The organism is Streptomyces sp. NPDC052114 (genome assembly GCF_040680155.1).
In the GTDB taxonomy this organism is placed as follows: Bacteria; Actinomycetota; Actinomycetes; order Streptomycetales; family Streptomycetaceae; genus Streptomyces.
On the sequence record NZ_JBFAWC010000013.1, the window covers coordinates 136612 to 158343 of the forward strand.

The window sequence follows — 21732 nt, forward strand, 5'->3', positions numbered from 1 at the left end:
AGTGTGGACCATCCGTCCGCCGGATTGGAAGATCTTTCTAGAAAAGCGTTTCAGTTTGCGCAGGACTGGCTTGCTTTACGCTGTTCGGCACGATGACCCCCAAGCAACAACGCGGTGCGGAAACCGCCGAACGCCTTCTGGACGCGGCGCTCCAGGTGTACGCCGAATCCGGTGAGCAGGGCGTCACCGTCAGCGCGCTGACCAGGACCAGCGGCATCAGTCTCGGCAGCCTCTACCACCACTACGGCAGCGTCGACGGCCTCATGAACGCCCTCGTCCTTCGCTGGCTGGACCGGCTGCTCGGCGAGCTGGCCGCGGGCGTGACGCGCGCCCGCAGTCCCCGGAGCGCCGTCCGCGCCCTGGTCCGTGTCTATCTGGACTTCGTGCGGGAGCATCCGGACGCCGCCCGGCTCGTGCACTCCTCGTACGCCGACCGGTTCGGGATGGCCCGGGCCAGGCAGCTGCGCGACGCCCAGGAGGCGAGGCTCTCCCCGATGGCCGAGTGGGTGAGGCGGCACGTCGAGGCGGGGACCATCGCGCCGCTGCCCGTGCCCGTGGTCGAGGCGCTGGTCATGGGGCCGGTCGTCGCCGTCGCGCGCCGCTGGCTGGCCGGCATCGACGACGTCGACCTCGACGAGGTGGCGCGGGTCCTGCCGGAGCGGATCTGGCTGTCGCTGAGCCCGTGAGGACGGTGCGGTGCATTGGTCCGTGAGGGCGGTGCGGTTCCTCAGGCCGTGGGGATGGTGCGTTCCTCAGGCTGTGAGTTCTGTTCGCCTATTCCTGTGTGCTCACTCCGGCATGGACTTTTACGTTCCTCTCGGGTCTTTCGTAATGGTCGAAAGTCCCGAGACGTGCACCGGAGTTGAGCTGACGCCCCGTTATCATCGGCGCATGACAGGCTCGTCGGCAGACTCGCATGCGCTTCGGACAAGGCCGGAATGAACGTCATTCGCGTACTCGTCGTCGATGACCAGCCGGTGATTCGCGCGGGCCTGCGCGCCTTGCTCGGCGCGGCCGACGACCTGATGGTCGTGGGCGAGGCGGCCGACGGCGCCGAGGCGGTGAGCATGGCCCGGGAACTCGTCCCCGACGTGGTGCTTCTCGACCTGCGCATGGCGGGTGTCGGCGGCATCGACGCGACGCTCCAGCTGACCAGGTCCACGCCCTCAGCGCGGGTTCTCGTGCTGACCGGCCACGACGCGGAGGACGCGGTGCTCGGCGCGTTCCGGGCCGGTGCTGCGGGGCTTCTCCTGAAGACGTCGACGCCACGGGAAATCGTCTCGTCCGTGCGTTCCGTCGCGGCCGGCGCGAGTGTTCTTTCGTATGCCGTGATGCAGCGTCTGATATCCCGTCCCGCGCCGCGTCCGCGTATTCCGCGCGTGGCGGAACTCGCCCAGAAAGTAGCGTCGTTCGGCGAGAGCGAGGTGAAGGTGCTCGCTCTGGTCGGCGCGGGAATGAGCAACAAAGAGATATCCGAGGCGCTGCATCTCTCGCTGACCAGCGTCAAGACGTACGTGTCGCGGATCCTCCGGCGCCTCGGCCTCGACAACAGGACGCAGGCGGCGATCCTCGCGTACGAGTTGGGGCTTTCGGTGGGGGAGGGGCGCGAGGGCGGAGGCAGGGAAGGGCGCGGGGACGGGCGTGGTGATGGACGCGGTGACGGGCGTGGTGATGGGCTCGGGGGTGGTGAGCGGGGAGCGGCGGAAGTTGATGTCGATTGTCTCCCTTTGATGCGTACTGTCCACTTTGGTGGTGCGTGACGCCGTTCGGCACACGGAACGCTGAATCCCAGCGCGTTCCGCACAACCGAAGGGTGACGCCGTGCAGGTCAAGGGCATTGAAGGCGTCCAAGGAGCCATAAGTGGCGTTGGTGGTGGGGTCGGCGGGGGTGGCGGGGGCCGCGGGGAGGCCGGTGACGCCGAGTTGTGCGCGCGGGTCCGGGCCGGGGACGCGCGGGCCTTTCGCGCGCTGTGGGAGCGGCACGTGCCGATGGCGCGGCAGTTCGCCCTGCGCTGGACGCACGGCAGCGCGGCCGACGCCGAGGACGCCGTGTCCGAGGCGATGCTCGGCCTCTTACAGGCCCTGCGCGGCGGGCGCGGGCCCGTCGGCAACGTGGCCGGCTATCTCAGGGTTTCCGTACGCCGCGCCGCCGCCCGCATCGCCTCGCGGTGCGGCCGGGAGGTGCTCGTCGCCGAACCGCCCGACCGGCCGGGCGAGAACGTCTGCCGGGCCGGGGCGTACTTCGACGCGCTCTGCGCGCGCGAGGCGTTCCTCGGGCTCTCCGAGCAGCGCCGCACCGCCCTGCGGCTCTTCGCCATCGAGGAGCGGGGCGCGGGGCACATCGGCGAACGGCTCGGCATCGCGCCCGCCGCCGCCTCCTCCCTCGTCTACCGCTCCAAGGAGGCGCTGCGCGCCGGTTATCTGCGGCGGCACGTGCGCCCCGCGAACGCGGAGTGCGCCGAGGTCATGGACCGCGTCGTGGCCTCCCTCCGGGGCCGCCCGGTACGGCGCCAGACCGCCGCCGTCGCCTTCCACCTCCGCCACTGCGCGTCCTGCCGGGAGGGGCGACGGCAACTGCGCGACGTGAATGCGGGGTTGCCGCAGCGGGGCGGGCGGGGGTGAGCGCGGCGCGCTGACGGCCCACCTCGCCCCACCTCACCGCACTCCGCCTCACCTCACCGGAAGAGCCGCCGCCACGTCTCCGGGCCCGGATAGCCGTCCGCCTCCCCGCCCCGCCAGCCCTGCGCCCGCTGGAACGCCTCCACGTTGCGCCGGTCGGCCTCGGACCAGCGCGGACCCGGGCCCTGCGTGTAGTGCCTGCCGTAGCCCTTCTTCATGAGCCGGCGCCCCAGTTCGGTCACGTGGGCGTTGGACTGGCCCGGCCGGAAGTGCTGCCTGCCGGGGAACGCCGACGTGTGCCCGGAGCCGCCGGAGCTCCCCGTGCCGGTCCCCTGGCCCCCGCCGATGTTCCGGCCCTTGCCCTCGACCAGATAGCGCCAGGTCGCCGGGCCCGGGATGCCGTCCGCCTCGGCGCCCCGCCAGCCCTGCGCCCGCTGGAACGCCTGCGTCGCCCTGCGGTCGGCGTCCGACCAGCGGGGCCCCGGGCCCACCTCGTAGAAGCGCCCGCCGCCGCGCTCGGCCAGCATCCGCCCCAGCCTCGTCACGTGGCTTCCGGAGGCGCCGGGGCCGAACGCGGACGTGCCGGGGAAGGCCGTGCCCGAGGAGCCGCCGGTGCCGCCGCCGGTGCCCCCGCCCGAACCGCCGCCGTCCGCCAGGTACTTGTAGCGGTACGGCACATAGCCGCCCGAGTGGTTCCAGTACGCGTAGGGAGTGGTCCGCTTCAGCGTGTGCGGGCGCGTCTGCTCGTACGCCACGTACCGGGTCTTCGGCGCGTCCGCCCAGCCGCCGAAGATCGTCACGTGCGACCCCGCGCCCGGGTTGGCCGGGTTGTGGAAGAGCAGCATGTCGCCGGGGCGCAGCTCGTTCTTGCTGATGCGGACGCCGTACGAGGCGAGGCTGCCGGTCCACTGGTTGCCGCCGAGCCCCCAGGCCATCGAGACGAAGCCCGAACAGTCCTTGCGGTAGCCCTGGTAGTACGCGCCCATGCTGTACGAGACCCGCGCGTCCACCCACGTCTGGGCGCGGGCGAGGATCTGGGCGCGCGTCAGGCGCATCGGCGTCGACGCCGTGCGGGCGGCCGCCGCCTGGGCGAACAGCGGGCCCGGCGTGCCCTGTCCCGGCGGCAGCGGGGTCTGCGTCGCGACGGGCGGCTGCGCCAGGGCGTGCGCGGCGCCGGTGCCCGCGCCGGTCAGGACGGCGCCGAGCGCGACGACGGCGGCGGCGCGCGTACTGGTCCGGGAGCCGCCGCTCGCGCGCAGGGCGAGCCGCTCCCGCGCGCAGCCGGGACAGGGGCAGTCGCGCGCGGCGGCTATGTCGTCGAAGACGGGTGCCTCAGTGATGACGGGTGCCTCAGTGATGACGGGTGCCTCAGTGATGACGGGAGCGTCAGTGATGACGGGTGCGTCGTGGAGCTGGGTGCTCACATCGCCCTCCATGGGTCGAACGGGGAGAAAAGGGGTGCCATGGGAGAGGAGTGGCGCGGGAGGCGGTTATGACGCGGTTGGGCCGGGGAGCGATCGACCATGGGCGAAGAAGAGGGTGAGGCGGCGGATGCGGATGCGGATGCGGGTGCGGGCAAGGGTGGCGCGGGTGGTGCGAGCGGCGTGACCGGTGCGGCCGACGTCTTCGCGACCGCCGAGGAGATCGCCGCGCGGCACGGGCTGCGGCCGCTGCCGGTGGAGGGCGGACTGTTCCGGCGGACCTGGGCCGGACCCCCGGACGCGGCCGGGCGCCCCGCAGGGACGGCGATCGTCGTGCTCCTGACCACCGCGCCCGGCGACTTCTCCGCCCTGCACCGGCTGCCCGTCGACGAGGTCTGGCACTTCTACGAGGGCGACCCGCTGGAACTGCTGCTCCTCGCCCCCGAAGGCTCGGACCGCACGGCCGTCCTGGGCCCCGGCGGACAGGTGCAGCTGGTGGTGCCCGCCGGGACGTGGATGGGGGCGCGGGCCGTGGCCGGCGGGCGGTACGGGTGGGCGCTGTTCGGGACGACCATGGCGCCGGGGTTCCTGCCCGAGGATTACGAGGGCGGGGATCCGGAGGCGCTGAGCGCGCGGTATCCGGGGCGCGCGGGGCTCATCCGGGAGCTGTGCCGGGCCGGGGAGCCGCTGACGATGACGGAAGAGGACGGGCTCTATGAGTGACGGGGCGACGACGGGCGGCGGGGTGACGAGGGGCGGCGGGGCGACGAAGGACGGCGATGCGGCGACGGGCGGCAGGGCTGCGACAGGGCCGGGATTGCCGCGGGACGCGTCCCTGCCCGGACTGCCCGGTCGCGTCGCCCTGGTCACCGGGGCGAGCGGCGGCATCGGGGCCGGTGTCGCCCTGCGGTTCGCGCAGGCCGGGGCGGCGGTCGTCGTCCACTACCGGCGGGGCGAGGAGCGGGCCCGTGAGCTGGTCGGGCGGATCACGGCGGCGGGCGGTGACGCCGTCGCCGTACCGGCTGACCTGACGCGGGAGGACGAGTGCCACCGCCTCGTCGAGGAGGCGTACGCCTGGCGGGGGCGCCTGGACGCGCTGGTCAACAACGCGGGGATCCAGCCGGTGCAGGCGCTCGCAGGGATGACCGCGGAGGACTGGCGGCGGCTGGCGGAGGCGAACGTGACGAGTGCGTTCTGCTGCACGCAGGCCGCCGCCGGGCTCATGGCGGAACAGGACGGCGGCGGCACGGTCACGCACATCGCGTCCATCGAGGGATCGCACCCCGCCCCCGGCCACGCGCACTACAGCGCGTCCAAGGCCGCCCTCATCATGTTCGCCCGCTCGGCCGCCCTGGAGTACGGGCCGCGCGGCATCCGCGTCAACAGCGTCTCGCCCGGCCTGATCGACCGGCCGGGCCTCGCCGGTGACTGGCCCGAGGGCGTGGCGCGCTGGGGCGCGGCGGCGCCCCTCGGACGGCTCGGGAGGCCCGAGGACATCGGCAGCGCCTGCGTGTTCCTCGCCTCGGACGCGGCGTCCTGGATCACCGGGACGGACCTCGTGGTGGACGGCGGGGTGGGCGCACGGCCCACCTGGTAGACGAGGCCCGCTTGGTAGACCAGGCCCACCCGGTAGACCAGGCCCACCGGGCGGCCGCGGCCCACCGGGCGGACGCGACCCCACCGGGTGGACCGGGCGTGGGCCAGGGCCTCAGCGGTCCAGATACGCGAGGACCGCGAGCACGCGCCGGTTGTCCGTGTCCGAGGGCGGCAGCCCCAGCTTGGGGAAGATGTTGCCGATGTGCTTGGCGACGGCCTTCTCCGTGATGAACAGGGCTTCCGCGATGCCCGCGTTGGAGCGCCCCTGCGCCAGGCACTCCAGGACCTCGCGCTCGCGCGCGGTGAGCGTCGCCATGGCCGTGTCGCGGTCCTTGCGGACCATCAGCTGGGCGACCACCTCGGGGTCCATCGCGGTGCCGCCCGCCGCGACGCGCTCGATCGTGGAGACGAACCGGGCGCCGTTGGAGACCCGGTCCTTCAGGACGTAGCCGACGCCCGTGGAACCGTTCGCCAGCAACTCGTGGGCGTACAGGGGCTCCACGTACTGCGAGAGCAGCAGTACCGGCAGGCCCGGCACCCGCTCGCGGGCCGTCAGCGCGGCGCGCAGCCCCTCGTCGCTGAAGCCCGGCGGGAGCCGGACGTCGACGATCGCGACGTCCGGCCGCAGGTCCGTGAGCGCGGCGAGCAGCTCGGGGCCGTTGTCGACGGCCGCCACGACCTCGTGCCCGAAGGCGGTGAGGAGACGGCTGATGCCGTCCCTCAGCAGGAAGTGGTCTTCGGCGAGGACAACGCGCACGGCACCTCCAGCGTCACGATGGTCGGCCCGCCGGGCGGGCTGCTCACGGCGAGGACGCCGTCGAAGGTCGCCAGGCGCTCCTCGATGCCGCGCAGGCCGCCGCCGCGGGCCGGGTCGGCGCCGCCGTGGCCGTCGTCGGTCACGGTGACGCGCAGGGTGCCGGCGTCCCCCGGCCCGTCGCCCTCGTGCCGGACGTCGATCCAGGCCCGCTCCGCGCCGGAGTGCTTGGCCGCGTTGGCCAGGATCTCCGAGACCGCGAAGTACGCGGCCGACTCGACCGGCGGTTCGGGGCGCACGGGCAGCTGGGCGTCGACCTCCGTCCGCAACGGGCTGATCAGCGCCAACGACCGTACGGCGTCGGCGAGTCCGCGGTCCGCGAGGATCGGCGGATGGATGCCGCGGACCAGGTCGCGCAGCTCCTGGAGGGCCTTGGCGGAGTTCTCGCGGGCCTCGGCCAGCAGGGCGCGGACGGCCGCCGGGTCGGATTCGAGGAGGTGCTCGGCGGCGTCCAGGGTCATGCCCATCGCCACGAGCCGGACCTGCGCGCCGTCGTGCAGGTCGCGCTCGATGCGGCGGATCTCCGCCATCCGCGTGTCGACGGCGGCGGACCGGGTGGTGGTCAGATGGTCGATGCGGTCCGCCATCTCGGCCATCTCCGCGCGCAGTTCGCCCTCGCTCGGGGCGAGCATCGCGCGCAGCCAGTGCTCGTGCAGCCGGACGGCGCGGGGCGCGGCCCAGTGGACCGCGAGGGGGAACTGAAGGGCGCCGAGCACACCGGCGAGGACGGCGGTGGGCCAGTCCTGGACCGGCACGAAGAGATACCAGATGTTGCCCCACTCCTCGGAGAGCCGCGCCCCGAACGCCGCCGTGACCAGCCCCCACACCCCGCTCAGGACCAGGGCGAGGGGACCGAAGGCGAGGGGCCCGCCGACCCACGGTTCGAGCCCGGCCCAGCGCCGGTCGCGCCACACCTGGCCCTCGCGGCCCGCGAGCCGGGCCCGCAGGGCGAGTCCGGCGGTGACGGGGTCACTCGTGCGTTCCCCGGTACGCCCGGTGGTGGCGGCGTCCCCCGTACGCCCGGTGGCGGCGCCGTCCCCCGTACGCCCGGCGGGCAGTTCGCGGGGGTACGGCGCAGGGAAGGCGCGGCCCGACCACTGCTCGGCCAGCGCGCGCTGCCGGTCGGCGAGCCGGCGCAGCCGCCGCATGGGGGCGGGGAGCAGCCGCGCCGTCGCCCGGCTCCCGCCGAGGAGCTGGACGTGCCCGATCCACAGCGAGACCCAGCACGCCCTGAAGGACAGCCTCCACAGGAGAAGGGACCGTTTGAACGCGCTGACACCCGTCCTGCTGTCACGTGCCCGGCCCGACGCGTGGCCTGCCCGGCCCGACGCGTGGCCTGTGCTGTCCGACGCGTGGCCTGTGCTGTCCATGGACTCCCCCTCGCATGTGAACGGCGGTTTCATGCGGTCCGCGGATTCATTATCGAGCGGCACGGGGCCGGAAGTCGGTGGTGAAAACTCCCCTCTTGGAGCGGGGCGCCTCGGGGGAGGGGCGGCGCCTCAGAGGCGGGACAGCCACGCGCGGACCGCCGCGTCGAAGTCGTCGGGGCGCTCCAGGTTCGGCAGGTGGGCCGCCGACTCCACGACGTGCAGGGCGGAGTCGGGGAGCGCGGCGTGCATGGCCTCGGCGTCGGCGACCGGGGTGTACGTGTCCTCGCGGCCCACGACGACCAGCGACGGGACGGTGACCCGGGTCAACAGCTCCTGGTAGTCGGGGCGTTCGGCCCGGCCGCGCAGGGCCGCCGCGGCCCCCTCGGGCGGGGCGGCCAGCATCATCCGGTGGACGTGCGCGGACGCCTCCGTGTTGTACGGGGCCACCATCTTGTCCCGGACCTCGTCCGCGTACCCCCGCATGCCCTCGGCGAGGAGCCGGTCCGCCAGCGCGTTGCGGAACGCCTTGCCCTGCGGGGTCTCGGCCGTGGGGAAGGTGTCCGCGAGGAGCAGGCCCGTGAGGCGCTCGGGGAAGAGGCGGTGGCACTCCATCACGAGCTGGCCGCCCATGGAGAGCCCGCCGAGCGCGCACGTCCCCACGCCCAGATGGTCCAGGAGCGCCGCGACGTCCTCGGCGAACGTGGCGAACGCGGTGGTGCCGGGGACGACGGTCGTCGCGCCGTAGCCGCGCAGGTCCGGGGTGATGACGCGGTGCGTCGTGGAGAACGCGGTGCGCTGGGGCGCCCACATGGAGCGGTCGAAGGGGTGGCCGTGCAGGAGGACGAGGGCGGGAGCGTCGGCGTCGCCCTCGTCGTCGTAGCCGATCGTGATGCCGTTGAGCTGCGCGGTTGCCATGAGGGGAGGCTAGGCGCGGCGTTGTCGGCGGTGCAATAGGATCTTTGCTCTCGGTGCAATGTGCGTGCGGGGTCGCGCGCGGTCGTGGGGGTGGGGTGCGATGGTCCGGCGGGAGGACTACCGGCGGGTCGCCGACGAGGTGGCCCGGGAGATCGAGGACGGAGTCCTGCGCCCCGGGCAGCAGTTGCCGCCCCAGCGCCTCTTCGCCCGCCGCAGACGCATCGCCAACTCCACCGCCATCCGCGTGTACGGGGAGCTGGTGCGGCGCGGTCTGGTGGTCGGCGAGGTGGGGCGCGGCACCTTCGTGCGGGCCGCGGAACCGCACCCCGGCGGTGCCGCCCTGACCGAGGGACCGGCCGGTCCACCCGCGCCCGCCGCCGTCAATCTTGAGCTCAACTACCCGGTCGTGGCAGGGCAGTCCGAACTCCTGGGACGCTCCCTCGCGCCGCTCCTGCGGCCCGACGTGCTGCTGGAGGCGACCCGCACCGCCGCGCCCGCCGGTACCCCGCGGGCGCGCGAGGCCGCCGCCGGCGTGCTCGCCCGGAGCGGCTGGCGGCCCGAACCGGAGCGGGTGCTCTTCGCCGGGAACAGCCGGCAGGCCATCGCCGCCGCGCTCTCCTCGCTTGCTCGGCCCGGCACGCGCGTCGGCGTCGAGGAGGTGACGTACCCCCTGGTCAAGGCCATCGCCGGGCAGCTCGGCCTGCGGCTCGTGCCCGTCGCCGTGGACGAGCAGGGCATGCGGCCCGACGCGCTCGCCGCCGCCCACCGCGCCGCCTCCCTCGCCGCCGTCTACGTCCAGCCCACCCTCCAGAATCCGCTTTCGGTGACGGCGGGAGAGGAGCGGCGGCAGCAACTAGCTTCTGTCATTGGGGAGTTGGAGCTGTCCGTCGTGGAGGACGGCACCTGGGGGTTCCTCGCCGAGGACGCGCCCGCGCCGCTCGCCGCGCGGGTGCCCGAACGCGTCGTCTTCGTCGACAGCCTCTCCAAGCGGCTCGCCCCCGGCCTCACCATCGGCATGCTTGCGGCCCCGCCCGGCCACCTCGACGCCCTGGAGCGCGCGCTGCGCTCGGGGGCGTGGACGGCGGCGGCGTTCAACCTGGAGGCGGCTGTGCGGTGGGCCGGTGACGGGACCGTGGCGGCGCTGGCCGGGGCCAAGCGCGCCGACGCGGCCGCGCGCCACCGGATCGTGCGCGAGCGGCTGCTCGACGCGGGCGTCAAGGGGCGCTTCCGTACCGATCCCCGCGCCTATTACTGCTGGTGGGAGCTGCCCTCGCCGTGGCGCGCCGACACCTTCGTCGCGGCGGCGGCCGCGCGCGGCATCGCCGTCACGCCGGGCTCGGCCTTCGCGGTGGGCGACCACCGCGCGCCGGACGCGGTACGGATCGGGCTCGCGTCGCCCCCGCCGGAGGTGCTGGACGAGGCGTTGGGGACGCTCGCGGGGATCGTCGTACGCGGGTAGGGCCCTCGTGCGGCGCGGTTAGAGCCCTCGTACGGTTCGAGGAGTCCCCTCGTGCGATGCGAGGAGCCCCCTCGTACGGTGCGAGGAGAGCCCTCTCGTCGCGTGAGCAGAACCCTCCTGCGCGGAAGCGGGCGTCAGGGGCGGCGGGGGCGGGTCAGCAGCGACCTGATCGCCGCCGTGACCTCGCCCGGCGACTCCTCCGCCATGAAGTGGCCGCACGACACCGTGCGGTGCTCCAGGTCCGGGGCCCACGTCTGCCAGAGCGCGGCGGCGTCGAAGCCGAGCGCGGCGCCCCAGTCCTGCTGGAGCACGGTGACCGGCATGCGCAGGGTGCGGCCCGCGAGGCGGTCGGCCGTGTCGTGCTCGACGTCGACGGTCGCCGAGGCGCGGTAGTCCGCGACGATCGAGGGGACCGCCTCGCGCGACGCCCTGAGGTAGGCCGCCCGGACGTCCGCGGGGATCGCCGCGGGGTCGCGGGTCCACAGGTCGAGGAAGTACCCGAAGAACTCGTCCGCCGCGCCCGCGATCATCCGCTCGGGCAGGCCGGGCGGCTGCGCCATCAGATACAGGTGGAAACCGACCGCCGCGGAGGTGCCGCGCATGACCTCCCACATGTCGAGCGTCGGCAGGACGTCGAGCGAGGCGAGGTGGGTGACCGCCTCCGGGTGGTCGAGGGCCGCCCTGATCGCCACCAGGGCGCCCCGGTCGTGGCCCGCGAGCGCGAAACGGTCGTGCCCGAGCGCGCGGGCGAGCGCGACGACGTCGGCGGCCATGGTCCGCTTGGAGTACGTGTCCTCGCCGGTGGCGGCGGGCTTGTCGCTGGCGCCGTAGCCGCGCAGGTCGGGACAGATGACCGTGTGGTCGGCGGCCAGGTCGGCGGCGACGTGGCGCCACATGAGGTGGGTCTGGGGGAAGCCGTGGAGGAGGACCACGGGGGAGCCGGTGCCGGCGACCGCGGCGGTGAGGGCGACGCCCTCCGCCACCTCGATCCGGTGCCGGGTGAAGCCTTCGACGCGGGGTTCGCGGGGGTTCTCGTTCATGCGTCGAGCCTGCGCCGCGTGGATCAGCAGCGGATCAGCGGCGACTGAGCGCACCGCTCTGAGCAGGTACGTTGGCGATGTGCCAGCGCAGGAAGCAGAGGGCTCGGCCCGCCCGGGGCCGGTGACGGTGGGCTTCACCGTGCTCGGGGAGCTGGGCGCCCACGGGCCCGACGGGCTGCCGCTCGCCCTCAAGGGGCCCATGCACCGGGCCGTGCTCGCCCGCCTGCTGGTCGCGCGCGGCCGCGTCGTCCCGCTGGAGCTGCTGGTCGACGACCTCTGGGAGGACCCGCCCGCGCGGGCCGTCGGCACGATCAGGACGTTCGTCTCCGACCTGCGCCGCGCCGTCGAACCGGACCGGCCGCCGCGGGCCCCCGCCCGCCTCCTGGTGACGGCCGGGCCCGGCTACGCCCTGCGCGCGGCGCCGGACGCGGTGGACGCGTGGCGGTTCGAGGCGGCGGTACGGGCCTCGGGGGAACTGCTCGACGCCGGGCGGCCCGGGGCGGCGGTGGCGCGGCTCGACGAGGCGGCGGCGCTGTGGCGCGGGCCCGCGTACGCGGAGTGGGCCGGTGCGTGCTGGGCGCGGGCGGAGGCCGCGCGGCTCGACGGGCTGCGGGCGCTCGCGGTGGAGCGGCGGGCGGCGGGGGCGCTGGCGCTGGGCCGTGCCGCGGACGTGGTGCTCGACCTGGAGGCGCAGGTCGCGGAGCACCCCTGGCGGGAGGAGGCGTGGCGGCTGCTCGCGCTCGCGCTGTACCGGGAGGGACGGCAGGGCGACGCGCTGGAGGCGCTGCGGAAGGCCCGGCGGGTGCTGGTCGAGGAGCTGGGGGTGGATCCCGGGGCGGGGCTCCGGGAGGTCGAGGCGAGGGTACTTGCGCAGGACCCCGGGCTCACTCCCGCCAGGAAGGCGGCGGCTCCGTCCGTGCCCGTGGCCGTGGATTTCGTGGGGCGCGAGCGGGAGCTGGCCGCGCTGGAGGAGGCGGCCCGCGCGGTCGCCGCGGGGCGGCGGTGCGGTCTCGTGCTGGTGTCCGGCGACGCGGGCGCGGGCAAGACGGCCCTGGCCGAGCGGCTTGCGGAGGGACTCGGGAACGCGGGCTGGCGCGTGGGGTGGGGCCGTTGCCCGGAGGGAGTGGGGGTGCCGGCCGGGTGGCCGTGGGGGCGGGTGTTGGCCGAGTTGGAGGGGGAGGGGGAAGGGGAAGGGGGTGGTGGCGGTGGTGTCGTTTCCGGTGGTGGCGATGGTGATCGTGGTGTGGCTTCCGGTGCTGCCGGACGCGGTGGTGGCGTGGCTTCTGGCGGTGGAGGCGGCAGTGGCGTCACACCTGGCGGGGGCGTGGGTCGCGGTGGTGCCGTTTCCGGGGGTGCTCGATACGGCGGTGGCGTCGTCTCTGGAGCCGTCGCCTCGGGCGGCGGTGGCGCAGGTGCCGCCCCCGGCGGTGGTGGCGGGGGCGGGGCCCCCGGCGGTGGCAGCCGTGGCGTGGCTTCTGGCGGTGACGGAGGTGTCGTTGCCGGTGGTGCCGGATACGGCAGTGGAGTGACTTGCGGCGGTGGCGGATACGGCGGTGGAGGCCTCGTTTCCGGTGGCGTTGGAGGTGGCACCGCTTCCGGCGGTGGTGGAGGTGGCGTGACGTCCGGGGGTGCCGGACGCGGCGGTGACGTCGCCACCGGCGGGGATGCCGGGCAAGGGGGCGAATCCCTCGCCGGGCGGTTTCTGCGGTATCAGGAGCTCGTCGGACGGCTCTCCCGGCTGTCCCGCCGTTCCCGCCCGCTGCTCGTCGTCCTCGACGACCTCCAGTGGGCCGACGAGGAGACGCTGGAGGCGCTGGGGGTGCTGGTCGGGGACCGTGGGCCCGACGGGGCCGACGCGGCCGTGCTGGTGGTCGGGACGTACCGGCGTACCGAAGTACCGCCCCGGCTCACGGAGTTCCTCGGGCGGGCGGCCCGCGCCGAGCCCGTGCGCGTGGTCCTGGACGGCCTCACGGAGGAGTCCGTCGCGGCGCTCGTGCGCGCCGTGGGCCGGCGCGGCGCGGACGACGCGACCGCCCGCGCCATCCACGCCCGCAGCGGCGGAAACCCCTTCTTCGTACGGGAGTTGGCGCGGCTCCACGACGATGAGGGCGAGGCGGCGCTCTCCCGGGTCCCGGCCGGCGTGCGCGACGTCATCCGGCAACGGCTCGCGGGACTGCCGGAGGCGGTGCGGGAAGTGCTGCGGCAGGCCGCCGTCGTGGGGGCGGGCGAGGGCGTGGAGCCGGAGCTCCTCGTGCCGCTCGCCGGAGGCGACGAGGCCGCCGTCCTCGACGCCGTCGACTGCGCGCTGCGCCGCGGGTTCCTGGTCGAACTCGACGCGGACCGGGTCGGGTTCGCCCACGACCTCGTACGCGAGACGCTCCACGAGGACACCTCGCGCGCCCGCCGCGCCCGCTGGCACACGGCCGTCGCCGAGACCCTTCGATCGCGGCGCCCCGACGACGTGACCGCCCTCGCCGGGCACTACCTCCGCGCGGGCACCCGGGCGACGGCCCGCCGAGCCGTCCACTACGCCCGCCTCGCGGCCCTGCGCGCGGAACGGGACGTCGCCCCGCACCGCGCGGCCCGCCTGTGGGAGGCGGCGCTGGCGGCGGAGCGGCGCACCGCGGAGCAGGCCCCCGCCGACCGCCTCGCCCTCCTCATGGGCCTCGTCCGCAATCTCGCCGTCACCGGGGACCTCGCCCGCGCCCGCGCGTACCGCTCCGACGCCCTCGCCGACGCCGAGCGCATCGGGGATCCCGCGCTGACGGCCCGCGTCGTCGGCGCGTTCGACGTGCCCGGCATCTGGACCCGCAACGACGACGAGGACCTGTCCCGCCGCGTCGTCGACGCCGCCGAACGTGCCCTGCGCGCCCTGCCCGACGGCTCCGCCGCCCTGCGCTGCCGGCTGCTCGGCACCCTCGCGATGGAGCTGCGCGGCTCGGCGGCACCGCGCGGACGGGCGGCCGCGGAGGAGGCCGAGGCCCTCGCGCGCGGGCTCCAGGACGACGAGCCCGCCCTCCTCGGCCTCGCCCTCAACGCCCGCTTCATGCACACCTTCCAGCGCGCCGGGCTCGCCCCCGAACGGCTCGCCGTCGGGCGGGAGCTGGTCGCGTTCGCCGGGCGGCGCGGGCTCGTCTCCTTCGAGGTCCTCGGTCACCTCATGTGCCTCCAGGCGCTCTGCGCCCTCGCCGACCTCGTCGCCGCCGACGCCCACGCCCGCGCGGCCGAACGGCTCGCCGAGCGCTACGACCTGCCCCTCGTCGGAGTGTTCACCGAGTGGTACGCCGCGCTGAAGCTCGCCGTGTCCGGGCGGACGGAGGAGGCCGGAGCGGCCTACGTCGCCGCCGCCGAACGCCTCCCCGGCACCGGGATGACCGGCCTGGCGGACGGGCTGCTGCCGTTCGCCCTGCTGTGCCTGCGGGTGGAGCGGGGGAGCGACGGACCCGCCGAAGGAGGGGTCGGAGAGGGGGACTTCGGGCCGTACGCGCCCTGGGCGCGGCCCGTCCGCCCCGCACTGATGCCCGCCTCACCGCCCGACCTGCTCCTGGAGGCCCGCCTCTGCCTGCGGGCCAGGGCCGCCGTCGCGGACGGCGGGGACCAGGGCCTCATGGCGCGGCTGTACGACGAACTCCTCCCCGCCTGCGGCCAGTTGGCCGGTGCCGGGAGCGGGCTGCTCAGTCTCGGGCCCGTCGACCGGTACGCCGGTGACCTCGCCGCCGCGCTCGGCCGCGAGGAGGTCGCCGCCGCCCATCACGAGCGGGCCCGCGCCCTGGAGCGCCGTCTGGCGCGGTGAGCGGCGTGCCGCCCGGCCTCAAAGACCGGCCACGCGCCGAGCCGTCCGGCCTCAAAGACCGGCCACGCGCCGAGCCGTCCGGCCTCAAAGACCGGCCACGCGTCGGAGCACCGGCCCTCAGGACCGGCCAAGCCTCGGCGCACCCGCCCTCAGGCCGCCAGCCCCGCCCTCAGACCGTCGGCCCCGTCCCTCAGGACGCCAGCCCCGCCTGATGCGCGAGCAGTGCCGCCTGCACCCGGCTGTCGCTGCCCGTCTTGTCGAGGACCGCGGCCACGTGCGTCTTGACCGTGCCCACGCCGATGCCGAGCCGCAGTCCGATCTCCAGGTTCGGCAGGCCCGCCCCGAGCATGGCGAGCACCTCGCGCTCCCGGGCGGTGAGGGCGGCCAGGCGGTCGTCCGGCGAGGGCGCGGCGGACGCGGCGGACGCGTCGGGCGCCGCCGGGGAACCGCCCTGAAGCATCCGCTTGATGACCGTCCCGGTCACCCCGGGCGACAGCACCGCGTCACCGGCCGCCGCCGCCCGCACGGCGCGGATCAGCTCGTCCGGGCCCTCGTCCTTGAGGAGGAAGCCGCCCGCGCCCGCCCGCAGGGCCCGCGTCACGTTCTCCTCGTCGCCGAACGTGGTGAGCATGACGACCTGCGGCCTCGGATCCAACTCGGTCAGCGGGCCGATCGCCGCGAGGCCGTCGAGGACGGGCATGCGGATGTCGACGAGGGCGACGTCGGGGTGGAGTTCGGCGGCGAGCGTGACCGCCTCCGCGCCGTTCACGGCCTCGCCGACCACCTCGATGCCGTCGGCGTGCTGGAGGATCATGCGGACACCGTGCCGGATCATCTCCTCGTCGTCGGCGAGCAGGACGCGGATCGTCGGTGGCGTCGTCATGGGTGCTCCTCGTTCCTGGTGCCCGCGGTGGGGCCGTCCGCCGCCCCGCGTTCCTACGGGCGGGCCAGCGGCACCGTGAAGTGGTCGATGGACGTCAGGACATCATCGTTGAAACAGTAGCGAGTCACCGCAAAACGGGCAGTGTCCGACTCCTCGTCCGACTCCTCGTCCGCCCCGCCGCTCCCCACGTTCGGATAGAGACAGCTCGTCGTCCCCGCGGGCCGCGCCGGTTCGCGGCCGGCCGCCGCCGCCCGCACCGCCTCGCTGTCCAGCGGCACCGAACGCTCCACCTCCGCCTTCGACATCCCGAGGCGCACCTCCTGGCGCTCCGCCAGGTTCGGGCCCGGCTGCGCCTCGGTCACCAGGCCCAGTCCGAGGCCGAGCATCAGGGCCACGCCGCCCATCCCGAGCAGCGTCGTCAGCACGCCCGCGATCCGCCCCGGCAGCCCGCCGACCGCGCCCTCCTCGGCGGTCGTGTCCGGCAGCGGCGGCCCCGGCGGCTCCTCGGACCCGTCCCGGCCCGCGCCGTCCGCGCACGCCCCGGGGCCCGTCGGGATCGCCGCCGTCACCTCGAAGCCCCCGCCGGGCACCGTCTCCGCCCCGAACGTGCCGCCCAGCAGCGCCACCCGCTCCCGCAGCCCGACCAGACCGCGCCCGGTGCCGAGTCCGGTCGCCGCCGCCGGAGGCTCCGGCGGCGCCTCATTGCGTACGACGATCTCCACCCGTTCGTCGGAGTGCGTGACGCTCACCGTGACCCGCGCCCCGGTCGCGTACCGGTGCACGTTCGTCAGCGACTCGCGGACCACCCGGTGCACCGCCCTGCGCACCGAGGCGCCCTCGGCCGTGCCCAGGTCGGGGCCCCGCCAGGTGAGCGTCACCGGGATGCCGCCGCCGCGCGACTCCTCGACCAGGGCCTCGATGTCGGGGCGGGTGCCGGTCGCGTCGGTGAGGGCGTTCGTGCCGGTGTCGCGCCCCAGCGGGCCGAGTACGCCGAGGACCTCGCGCAGTTCGTTCATCGCGTCCCGGGTCGCCTTGCGCAGCAGCGTCGCCTCGTCGCGCAGCTCGGGGGCCTGCTTGGACAGGGCCAGTTCGAGCCCGCCCGCGTGCAGCGAGATCAGGCTCAGGCGGTGGCCCACCAGGTCGTGCATCTCGGCGGCGATCCGCGAGCGCTCGTGGATGCGGGACTCGCTGTCGGCGAGGCGGCGCGCCTGCTCGGCCGCCGCGGTCCGCTCCCGCAGCGCCCGCACCAGCCGGTCCTGCTGCCCCGCCGCCGTGCCGACCAGGCCCGGCACGATTACCGTCACCGCGGCGAGCATCGCGCCGAGCGCGAGGCCGTACTGCCAGCTGCCGACGGCGAGCGGCCGTGCGGTCACCGTCGCCACCAGCATCGTCAGCGCGGACGCGGTGAGCAGCGCGGCCACGCGGCGGCGCGGCTCCGCCAGCTGCCGGGCCGCCGGGTAGGCCGCCACCGCGACGAGCAGACCGGCCGGCGGCATCGCCCCGGCGAGCGCGGCCAGCGCGAGCAGGCTCCCCACCGGGAAGCGCCGCCGCACCACGAGCGCGAGCAGCACCAGGACGCCGTACGCGAGCTTGCCGGAGCGCGGCAGCTGGGTCACGGCGGAGCTGGTGCCGGAGTACGAGAGGACGAGGAGGGCGCCGCCCGCGAGCGCCTCCAGGGCGGCGCGGACCAGGTGCCAGGTGGCGTAGGGCTCGGGGGAGAAGGGGGAGGAGGGGGAGAGGGGGGAGAGGGGGGAGCGAAGGGACCGGGGCGGGGCGGCGGGGCGGTGCATATCGTCAAGTATTGGACAGGGGGAGCCGTCCTCTCCGTACATCTTGAGGTGGATGCCGCGTGCGACCTCTGTCTTTCGGCAGAGGCGGAGGTTCGTCCCCGGGCCGTACGGAATCGGGCGCAGGGGCGCGAAGACTGGTCCCATGCCCCTGAACAAGAAGAAGGCCGGCGTCATCGCCCTCACCACGGCCGGCTGCCTGGCCGCCGCCGGTGCCGTCGCCGTCGCGGCGCCCGCGCTCAAGGACAGCGCGCTGATGCCGGACGCGGTCAGCGAGCACGTCTTCAAGGAGAAGACGAAGGCGTTCGTGACGGCGGCGGACGCGCCCGGCAAGGGCGACGACCTGGCGTTCGTGCTGCCCTCGTGGGTCCCGAAGGACGCCAGGAGCGTCAAGGTGAAGGTGAAGACGACCGGTGACGCGAAGCTGATCCGCTTCACGCTGCCGAACGGGGAGAGCCTTCGGGGGAGCGGGACGGGGACGGGGAGCGGGGCGGGGAGCGGGACGGGGTGCGGGGCCGGCGGCGGGAAGGCGTCCGGTGCTGGTGCTGGTGCTGGTGCCGGTGCGGGTGCGGGTGCGGGTGTCGGTGCGGTCCGGGTCGGTGACCCGGTGCTCGACGCGCCGTGGTGGCCGGACCGGACGCCGTCGAGGTCCCGCCTGGAGTGCGGCGACGTCCACCGGTACCGGGTCGCGGTCGACGGGAACACCGTGTACGCGTGGACGAACGGGGACCGGTCCCCGGTGCGGGGCACGCACTAGCGGGCCCGCGCCCGCACCGGCGCGACGGCCACTGGACCCGTGCGACGGCCGCTCGACCGGTGTGACGGCCACTTATCAGGATCCTGTCAGGCCGCCGTCCTGATCCCGTTTGCCCGGCGGGGCCCGCCTATCCTCAACGCCATGTGCGCTTTTGTCCTGGTCGCGGAGGACGACGAGAAACAGGCCGAGCTGGTCCGCCGCTATCTGGAGCGCGAGGGGCACACGGTCGCCGTCGTCCACGACGGGTCCGCCGCCCTCGCGGAGGTGCGGCGCAGGCCGCCGGACGTGCTGATCCTCGACGTGATGATGCCCGGCACCGACGGCCTGGAGGTCACCCGCAGACTGCGGGACGGGAGCGGGCCGCCGGAGCTGACGCGGCTGCCGGTCCTGATGCTGACCGCGCGCTCCACCGAGGACGACCTGCTCCTGGGCCTGGACCTCGGCGCGGACGACTACCTCACCAAGCCGTACAGCCCGCGCGAGCTGATGGCCCGGGTGCGCACGCTGCTGCGCCGCGCGGGCGGCATCCACGCGCCGCTGCCGGACGCCGACCGGCGGATCCTGCGCGCGGGCGGGCTCGTCGTCGATCCGGTGCGGCACGAGGTGACGGTCGACGGGCGTCCGGTCGACTGCACGCCGGGCGAGTTCGACCTGCTGACCGCGCTCGCGGAGGAGCCGGAGCGGGTCTTCACCCGGCCGCAGCTCCTCGACCGGGTGCACGGCTCGTCCGGCTACATATCCGTCCGCACGGTCGACGTGCACATCCTCAACCTCCGCAAGAAGATCGAGGCCGACCCGCGCCGGCCGGAGCGGCTCCTGACGGTCTTCGGGGTGGGGTACAAGTTGGCGAGTACGAGTACGAGTACGAGTACGCGCACCCCTACGGGGACGGGGGCCGCGACCGGCGTCGGCGTCGACGCGGGTGTCCCGCGAACCGGCGCCGCCGTGAACGGGGCGGCGGCGCGGCGTGGCGCGTGACATACCGCTCCGCAAGAGCCTGCTCGCCCGCCTCCTCGCCGTCTCCGTCCTGGTCTCCGTCGGCTCGATCGCCGCGACCGCCTGGCTCGCCGCGCAGACCACGACCGGCGCGCTGCGCCAGGAGCAGGGGCAGGTCCTCGCCGACGACGCCCGCATCTACGACAAGCTCCTCGGCGTCGGCGCGAGCGCGCCGCAGTGGCGGGGCGCCGACGCGGCCGTGCGCGAGCTGGCCCGGACCACCGGCCGCCGCATCGCCCTCACCACCCAGGACCGCAAGGTCATCGCGGACTCGGCGGCCCCGCCGCGGCAGTACCCGAAGGGCGGCGACGCGAAGGACGGCGCCGGAAAAGGCGGCGAAGGCGGCAAGGGCGGCGAAGGCGGAAAAGGGGAAACAGGCGGGAAGGGCGGCGGCGAGAAGGGCGGAGGGACCTCCGGCGGGACGTCCGGCGGGCCCGCCAACGGCGACTCCGGAAAGCACACCTCCCTGCCCCCGACCGCCTCCGCCGTCCTCGACCCCCTCTCCGTCGACGCGACGCTCGCCCCCGGCCGCACGGACGAGGACGCGGCCGCCGACCGGATCGATCCGCGCGCCGTCGGCCCGTACCGCATCCCGAAGCGCGAGCGCGGACTGCTGCGGCAGGCCGCCGACCGGAGCGCGGCCTGTCTGACGAAGCTCGGCATGGCCCCCGAGGTCGCCGTCGCGACCGGCGGACGCCCCTTCGTCCGGCTCGACTACCACTCCGGCGAGTACATGGACGCGCGCTGCCGCATGTCGCTGCTCGACGTGCCCACCGCGACCGAGCAGAAGGCGCTCGACAAGCTCGGCTCCCTCGCCCACGCCTGCCTGAAGCGGCGCGGGCTCGACCCCGTCCGGGTCAGCCTCACCCTCGACATGACCGCGCGGTCCGGGCCGAAGCCGGTCGGCGCCGCCGTCCCCTGGGATCCGCCGGTGCCGCCCGGCGAGAGCCCGGGGTCCGGCGCCTCCGTCTCCCCGACGCCCACCGAGCCGGGCGCGGCCGGGCCGGGCGCGGCCGAGCCGACCGACGCCGCCGTCGCGTCCTGCGTCGACACCGCGCGCCGCGAACAGCTCGGCCCCTATGTCTCCTCGCCCGCCCTGCTCTTCATCACCAGCTCCGACGGCACGCGCAGCACGCCCGGCTTCAGCCTCTCCCGTGCCAACACCGCCCGCCTGGCGGGGCTCGCCGCCGCCGTCCTCGCGGTCACCGTCGCCGTCACCGCGTTCGCCGCGACCCGGCTGACCCGCCCGCTGCGCGCGCTCACCACGGCCACGCGCCGCATGAAGACGGGCGAGAGCGGCGATCCGGTGCCCGCGAGCGCGGCGCGCTCGGCGGGCGAGATCAGCCAGCTGGCCGCCGCCTTCAACGACATGGCGGCGCACCGCAAGGCCCTCGAGGAGCAGCGCAAGGCCATGGTGAGCGACGTGGCGCACGAGCTGCGCACCCCGCTCTCCAACATCCGCGGCTGGCTGGAGGCGGCGGAGGACGGCGTCGTCGACACCGACCCCGAACTGGTCACCTCGCTCCTCGAAGAGGCCCTGCTGCTCCAGCACATCGTCGACGACCTCCAGGACCTCGCCGCCGCCGACGCGGGCACGCTGCGGCTGCACCGCGAGCCGGTGCGGGCCGCCGAGATCGCCGAGCAGGTGGCCGCCGCGCACCAGGCGCGCGCGGACGCGGCCGGGGTGAAGCTGCGGGCCAACGCGTTCGGCGACCCCCTGGTGACGGCCGATCCGCTGCGGCTGCGGCAGGCGGTCGGCAACCTCGTCTCCAACGCGATCCGCCACACGCCCGAGGGCGGCAGCGTCCGCATCACCTGCCGCACCACGGTCGACGCCGTCCTCGTCGAGGTCGCCGACACCGGCACGGGCATCGCGGCGGCCGATCTGCCGCACGTCTTCGACCGCTTCTGGCGCGCCGACAAGTCGCGGACCCGCGCGACGGGCGGCAGCGGCCTCGGCCTGTCGATCGTGCGCAAGCTCGTGGAGGCGCACGACGGCACGGTGACGGCGGAGAGCGTGGAGGGGAAGGGCTCGCTGTTCACGGTGCGGCTGCCGGCGGAGTGAGACGGGCGCGCGGCGCGGGAGCGGGGCCTGTGGGGCACGGGCCGTGCGCCGCGGGCCGTGGGCCGCGGCGGTCGTCACGCAGACGAGAGTCCCGGTCGCTCACCTCCGACGACCGGGACTCTCTCTCTGCTGCCGGACCCGACCGCGGCGGCGACACTCCCCCGAGTTACGCGCTGTGCGCGAGTACCGGCGGGCCAGGTCCGATGAAGTGATCACA

Annotated in this window: 17 protein-coding genes; 10 read left to right on the top strand and 7 right to left on the bottom strand. The window is 75.1% G+C overall.

Going from position 1 to position 21732, the window contains the following annotated elements; translation table 11 throughout:
* Positions 1 to 92: 92 nt before the first annotated feature.
* From AB0L89_RS27590 to AB0L89_RS27600, 3 genes are all read left to right on the top strand, one after another.
* Entirely contained in the window at positions 93 to 686 is a 594-nt protein-coding gene (locus AB0L89_RS27590) for a TetR/AcrR family transcriptional regulator (RefSeq protein ID WP_365146232.1), read from the top strand.
* A 252-nt stretch (positions 687 to 938) separates the two neighbouring features.
* On the top strand, positions 939 to 1760 hold the full coding sequence (locus AB0L89_RS27595) for a response regulator transcription factor (protein ID WP_365146235.1): 822 nt from the start codon (positions 939 to 941) through the stop codon (positions 1758 to 1760).
* Between the two features lie 61 nt (positions 1761 to 1821).
* Entirely contained in the window at positions 1822 to 2622 is an 801-nt protein-coding gene (locus tag AB0L89_RS27600; protein WP_365146238.1) for a sigma-70 family RNA polymerase sigma factor, read from the top strand.
* A gap of 53 nt (positions 2623 to 2675) precedes the next feature.
* Here the strand turns inward: AB0L89_RS27600 and AB0L89_RS27605 are convergent, their stop codons facing one another.
* Complete coding sequence (locus tag AB0L89_RS27605; protein ID WP_365146568.1) at positions 2676 to 3959, bottom strand: peptidoglycan-binding protein; 1284 nt, start codon at positions 3957 to 3959, stop codon at positions 2676 to 2678.
* 183 nt (positions 3960 to 4142) lie between these two features.
* Between AB0L89_RS27605 and AB0L89_RS27610 the strand changes: the two genes are divergently transcribed.
* On the top strand, positions 4143 to 4763 hold the full coding sequence (locus AB0L89_RS27610) for a cupin domain-containing protein (RefSeq protein ID WP_365146241.1): 621 nt from the start codon (positions 4143 to 4145) through the stop codon (positions 4761 to 4763).
* A complete protein-coding gene (locus AB0L89_RS27615) occupies positions 4756 to 5637 on the top strand; it encodes a glucose 1-dehydrogenase (RefSeq protein WP_365146244.1) in 882 nt (293 codons plus the stop codon). The genes AB0L89_RS27610 and AB0L89_RS27615 overlap by 8 nt, the downstream gene beginning before the upstream one ends.
* Before the next feature lie 111 nt (positions 5638 to 5748).
* Here the strand turns inward: AB0L89_RS27615 and AB0L89_RS27620 are convergent, their stop codons facing one another.
* From AB0L89_RS27620 to AB0L89_RS27630, 3 genes are all read right to left on the bottom strand, one after another.
* On the bottom strand, positions 5749 to 6393 hold the full coding sequence (locus AB0L89_RS27620; RefSeq protein ID WP_365146247.1) for a response regulator transcription factor: 645 nt from the start codon (positions 6391 to 6393) through the stop codon (positions 5749 to 5751).
* The gene (locus tag AB0L89_RS27625; protein WP_365146250.1) at positions 6357 to 7820 is read right to left on the bottom strand and encodes a histidine kinase; all 1464 of its coding nucleotides are present in this window, start codon (positions 7818 to 7820) and stop codon (positions 6357 to 6359) included. The genes AB0L89_RS27620 and AB0L89_RS27625 overlap by 37 nt, the downstream gene beginning before the upstream one ends.
* A gap of 129 nt (positions 7821 to 7949) precedes the next feature.
* Positions 7950 to 8735, bottom strand: a complete 786-nt coding sequence (locus AB0L89_RS27630; RefSeq protein WP_365146253.1) for an alpha/beta fold hydrolase — start codon at positions 8733 to 8735, stop codon at positions 7950 to 7952.
* A gap of 100 nt (positions 8736 to 8835) precedes the next feature.
* Between AB0L89_RS27630 and AB0L89_RS27635 the strand changes: the two genes are divergently transcribed.
* Positions 8836 to 10194 (top strand): PLP-dependent aminotransferase family protein, encoded by a 1359-nt coding sequence (locus AB0L89_RS27635; protein ID WP_365146256.1) that lies wholly within the window; start codon positions 8836 to 8838, stop codon positions 10192 to 10194.
* A gap of 134 nt (positions 10195 to 10328) precedes the next feature.
* On the opposite strand, the gene AB0L89_RS27640 is transcribed toward AB0L89_RS27635, so the two are convergent.
* Positions 10329 to 11234 carry an alpha/beta hydrolase gene (locus AB0L89_RS27640; RefSeq protein WP_365146259.1) on the bottom strand — a complete coding sequence of 302 codons (906 nt, stop codon included), beginning with the start codon at positions 11232 to 11234 and terminating at the stop codon, positions 10329 to 10331.
* A 121-nt stretch (positions 11235 to 11355) separates the two neighbouring features.
* Here AB0L89_RS27640 and AB0L89_RS27645 point away from each other — a divergent pair, with 121 nt between their 5' ends.
* Positions 11356 to 15027, top strand: coding sequence for a BTAD domain-containing putative transcriptional regulator (locus tag AB0L89_RS27645; protein ID WP_365146571.1), 3672 nt, complete (start codon positions 11356 to 11358; stop codon positions 15025 to 15027).
* A 190-nt stretch (positions 15028 to 15217) separates the two neighbouring features.
* Here AB0L89_RS27645 and AB0L89_RS27650 read toward each other — a convergent pair whose 3' ends face one another.
* On the bottom strand, positions 15218 to 15910 hold the full coding sequence (locus tag AB0L89_RS27650; protein WP_365146261.1) for a response regulator transcription factor: 693 nt from the start codon (positions 15908 to 15910) through the stop codon (positions 15218 to 15220).
* A 53-nt stretch (positions 15911 to 15963) separates the two neighbouring features.
* Positions 15964 to 17700 carry a histidine kinase gene (locus AB0L89_RS27655; protein ID WP_365146264.1) on the bottom strand — a complete coding sequence of 579 codons (1737 nt, stop codon included), beginning with the start codon at positions 17698 to 17700 and terminating at the stop codon, positions 15964 to 15966.
* A 142-nt stretch (positions 17701 to 17842) separates the two neighbouring features.
* Here AB0L89_RS27655 and AB0L89_RS27660 point away from each other — a divergent pair, with 142 nt between their 5' ends.
* From AB0L89_RS27660 to AB0L89_RS27670, 3 genes are all read left to right on the top strand, one after another.
* Positions 17843 to 18454, top strand: coding sequence for a hypothetical protein (locus AB0L89_RS27660; RefSeq protein WP_365146266.1), 612 nt, complete (start codon positions 17843 to 17845; stop codon positions 18452 to 18454).
* 141 nt (positions 18455 to 18595) lie between these two features.
* Complete coding sequence (locus AB0L89_RS27665; RefSeq protein ID WP_365146269.1) at positions 18596 to 19432, top strand: response regulator transcription factor; 837 nt, start codon at positions 18596 to 18598, stop codon at positions 19430 to 19432.
* Positions 19422 to 21515, top strand: a complete 2094-nt coding sequence (locus AB0L89_RS27670; RefSeq protein WP_365146272.1) for a HAMP domain-containing sensor histidine kinase — start codon at positions 19422 to 19424, stop codon at positions 21513 to 21515. Before AB0L89_RS27665 ends, AB0L89_RS27670 begins: the two co-directional genes overlap by 11 nt.
* Positions 21516 to 21732 lie beyond the last annotated feature (217 nt).

Excerpts from the sequence above, each read along its gene's own strand:
- AB0L89_RS27615 (WP_365146244.1), top strand. The coding sequence starts at position 4,756 with ATGAGTGACGGGGCGACGACGGGCGGCGGGGTGACGAGGGGCGGCGGG.
- AB0L89_RS27630 (WP_365146253.1), bottom strand. The coding sequence starts at position 8,735 with ATGGCAACCGCGCAGCTCAACGGCATCACGATCGGCTACGACGACGAG.
- AB0L89_RS27590 (WP_365146232.1), top strand. The coding sequence starts at position 93 with ATGACCCCCAAGCAACAACGCGGTGCGGAAACCGCCGAACGCCTTCTG.
- AB0L89_RS27635 (WP_365146256.1), top strand. The coding sequence starts at position 8,836 with ATGGTCCGGCGGGAGGACTACCGGCGGGTCGCCGACGAGGTGGCCCGG.
- AB0L89_RS27640 (WP_365146259.1), bottom strand. The coding sequence starts at position 11,234 with ATGAACGAGAACCCCCGCGAACCCCGCGTCGAAGGCTTCACCCGGCAC.
- AB0L89_RS27655 (WP_365146264.1), bottom strand. The coding sequence starts at position 17,700 with ATGCACCGCCCCGCCGCCCCGCCCCGGTCCCTTCGCTCCCCCCTCTCC.
- AB0L89_RS27610 (WP_365146241.1), top strand. The coding sequence starts at position 4,143 with ATGGGCGAAGAAGAGGGTGAGGCGGCGGATGCGGATGCGGATGCGGGT.
- AB0L89_RS27650 (WP_365146261.1), bottom strand. The coding sequence starts at position 15,910 with ATGACGACGCCACCGACGATCCGCGTCCTGCTCGCCGACGACGAGGAG.
- AB0L89_RS27665 (WP_365146269.1), top strand. The coding sequence starts at position 18,596 with ATGTGCGCTTTTGTCCTGGTCGCGGAGGACGACGAGAAACAGGCCGAG.
- AB0L89_RS27595 (WP_365146235.1), top strand. The coding sequence starts at position 939 with ATGAACGTCATTCGCGTACTCGTCGTCGATGACCAGCCGGTGATTCGC.
- AB0L89_RS27625 (WP_365146250.1), bottom strand. The coding sequence starts at position 7,820 with ATGGACAGCACAGGCCACGCGTCGGACAGCACAGGCCACGCGTCGGGC.
- AB0L89_RS27660 (WP_365146266.1), top strand. The coding sequence starts at position 17,843 with ATGCCCCTGAACAAGAAGAAGGCCGGCGTCATCGCCCTCACCACGGCC.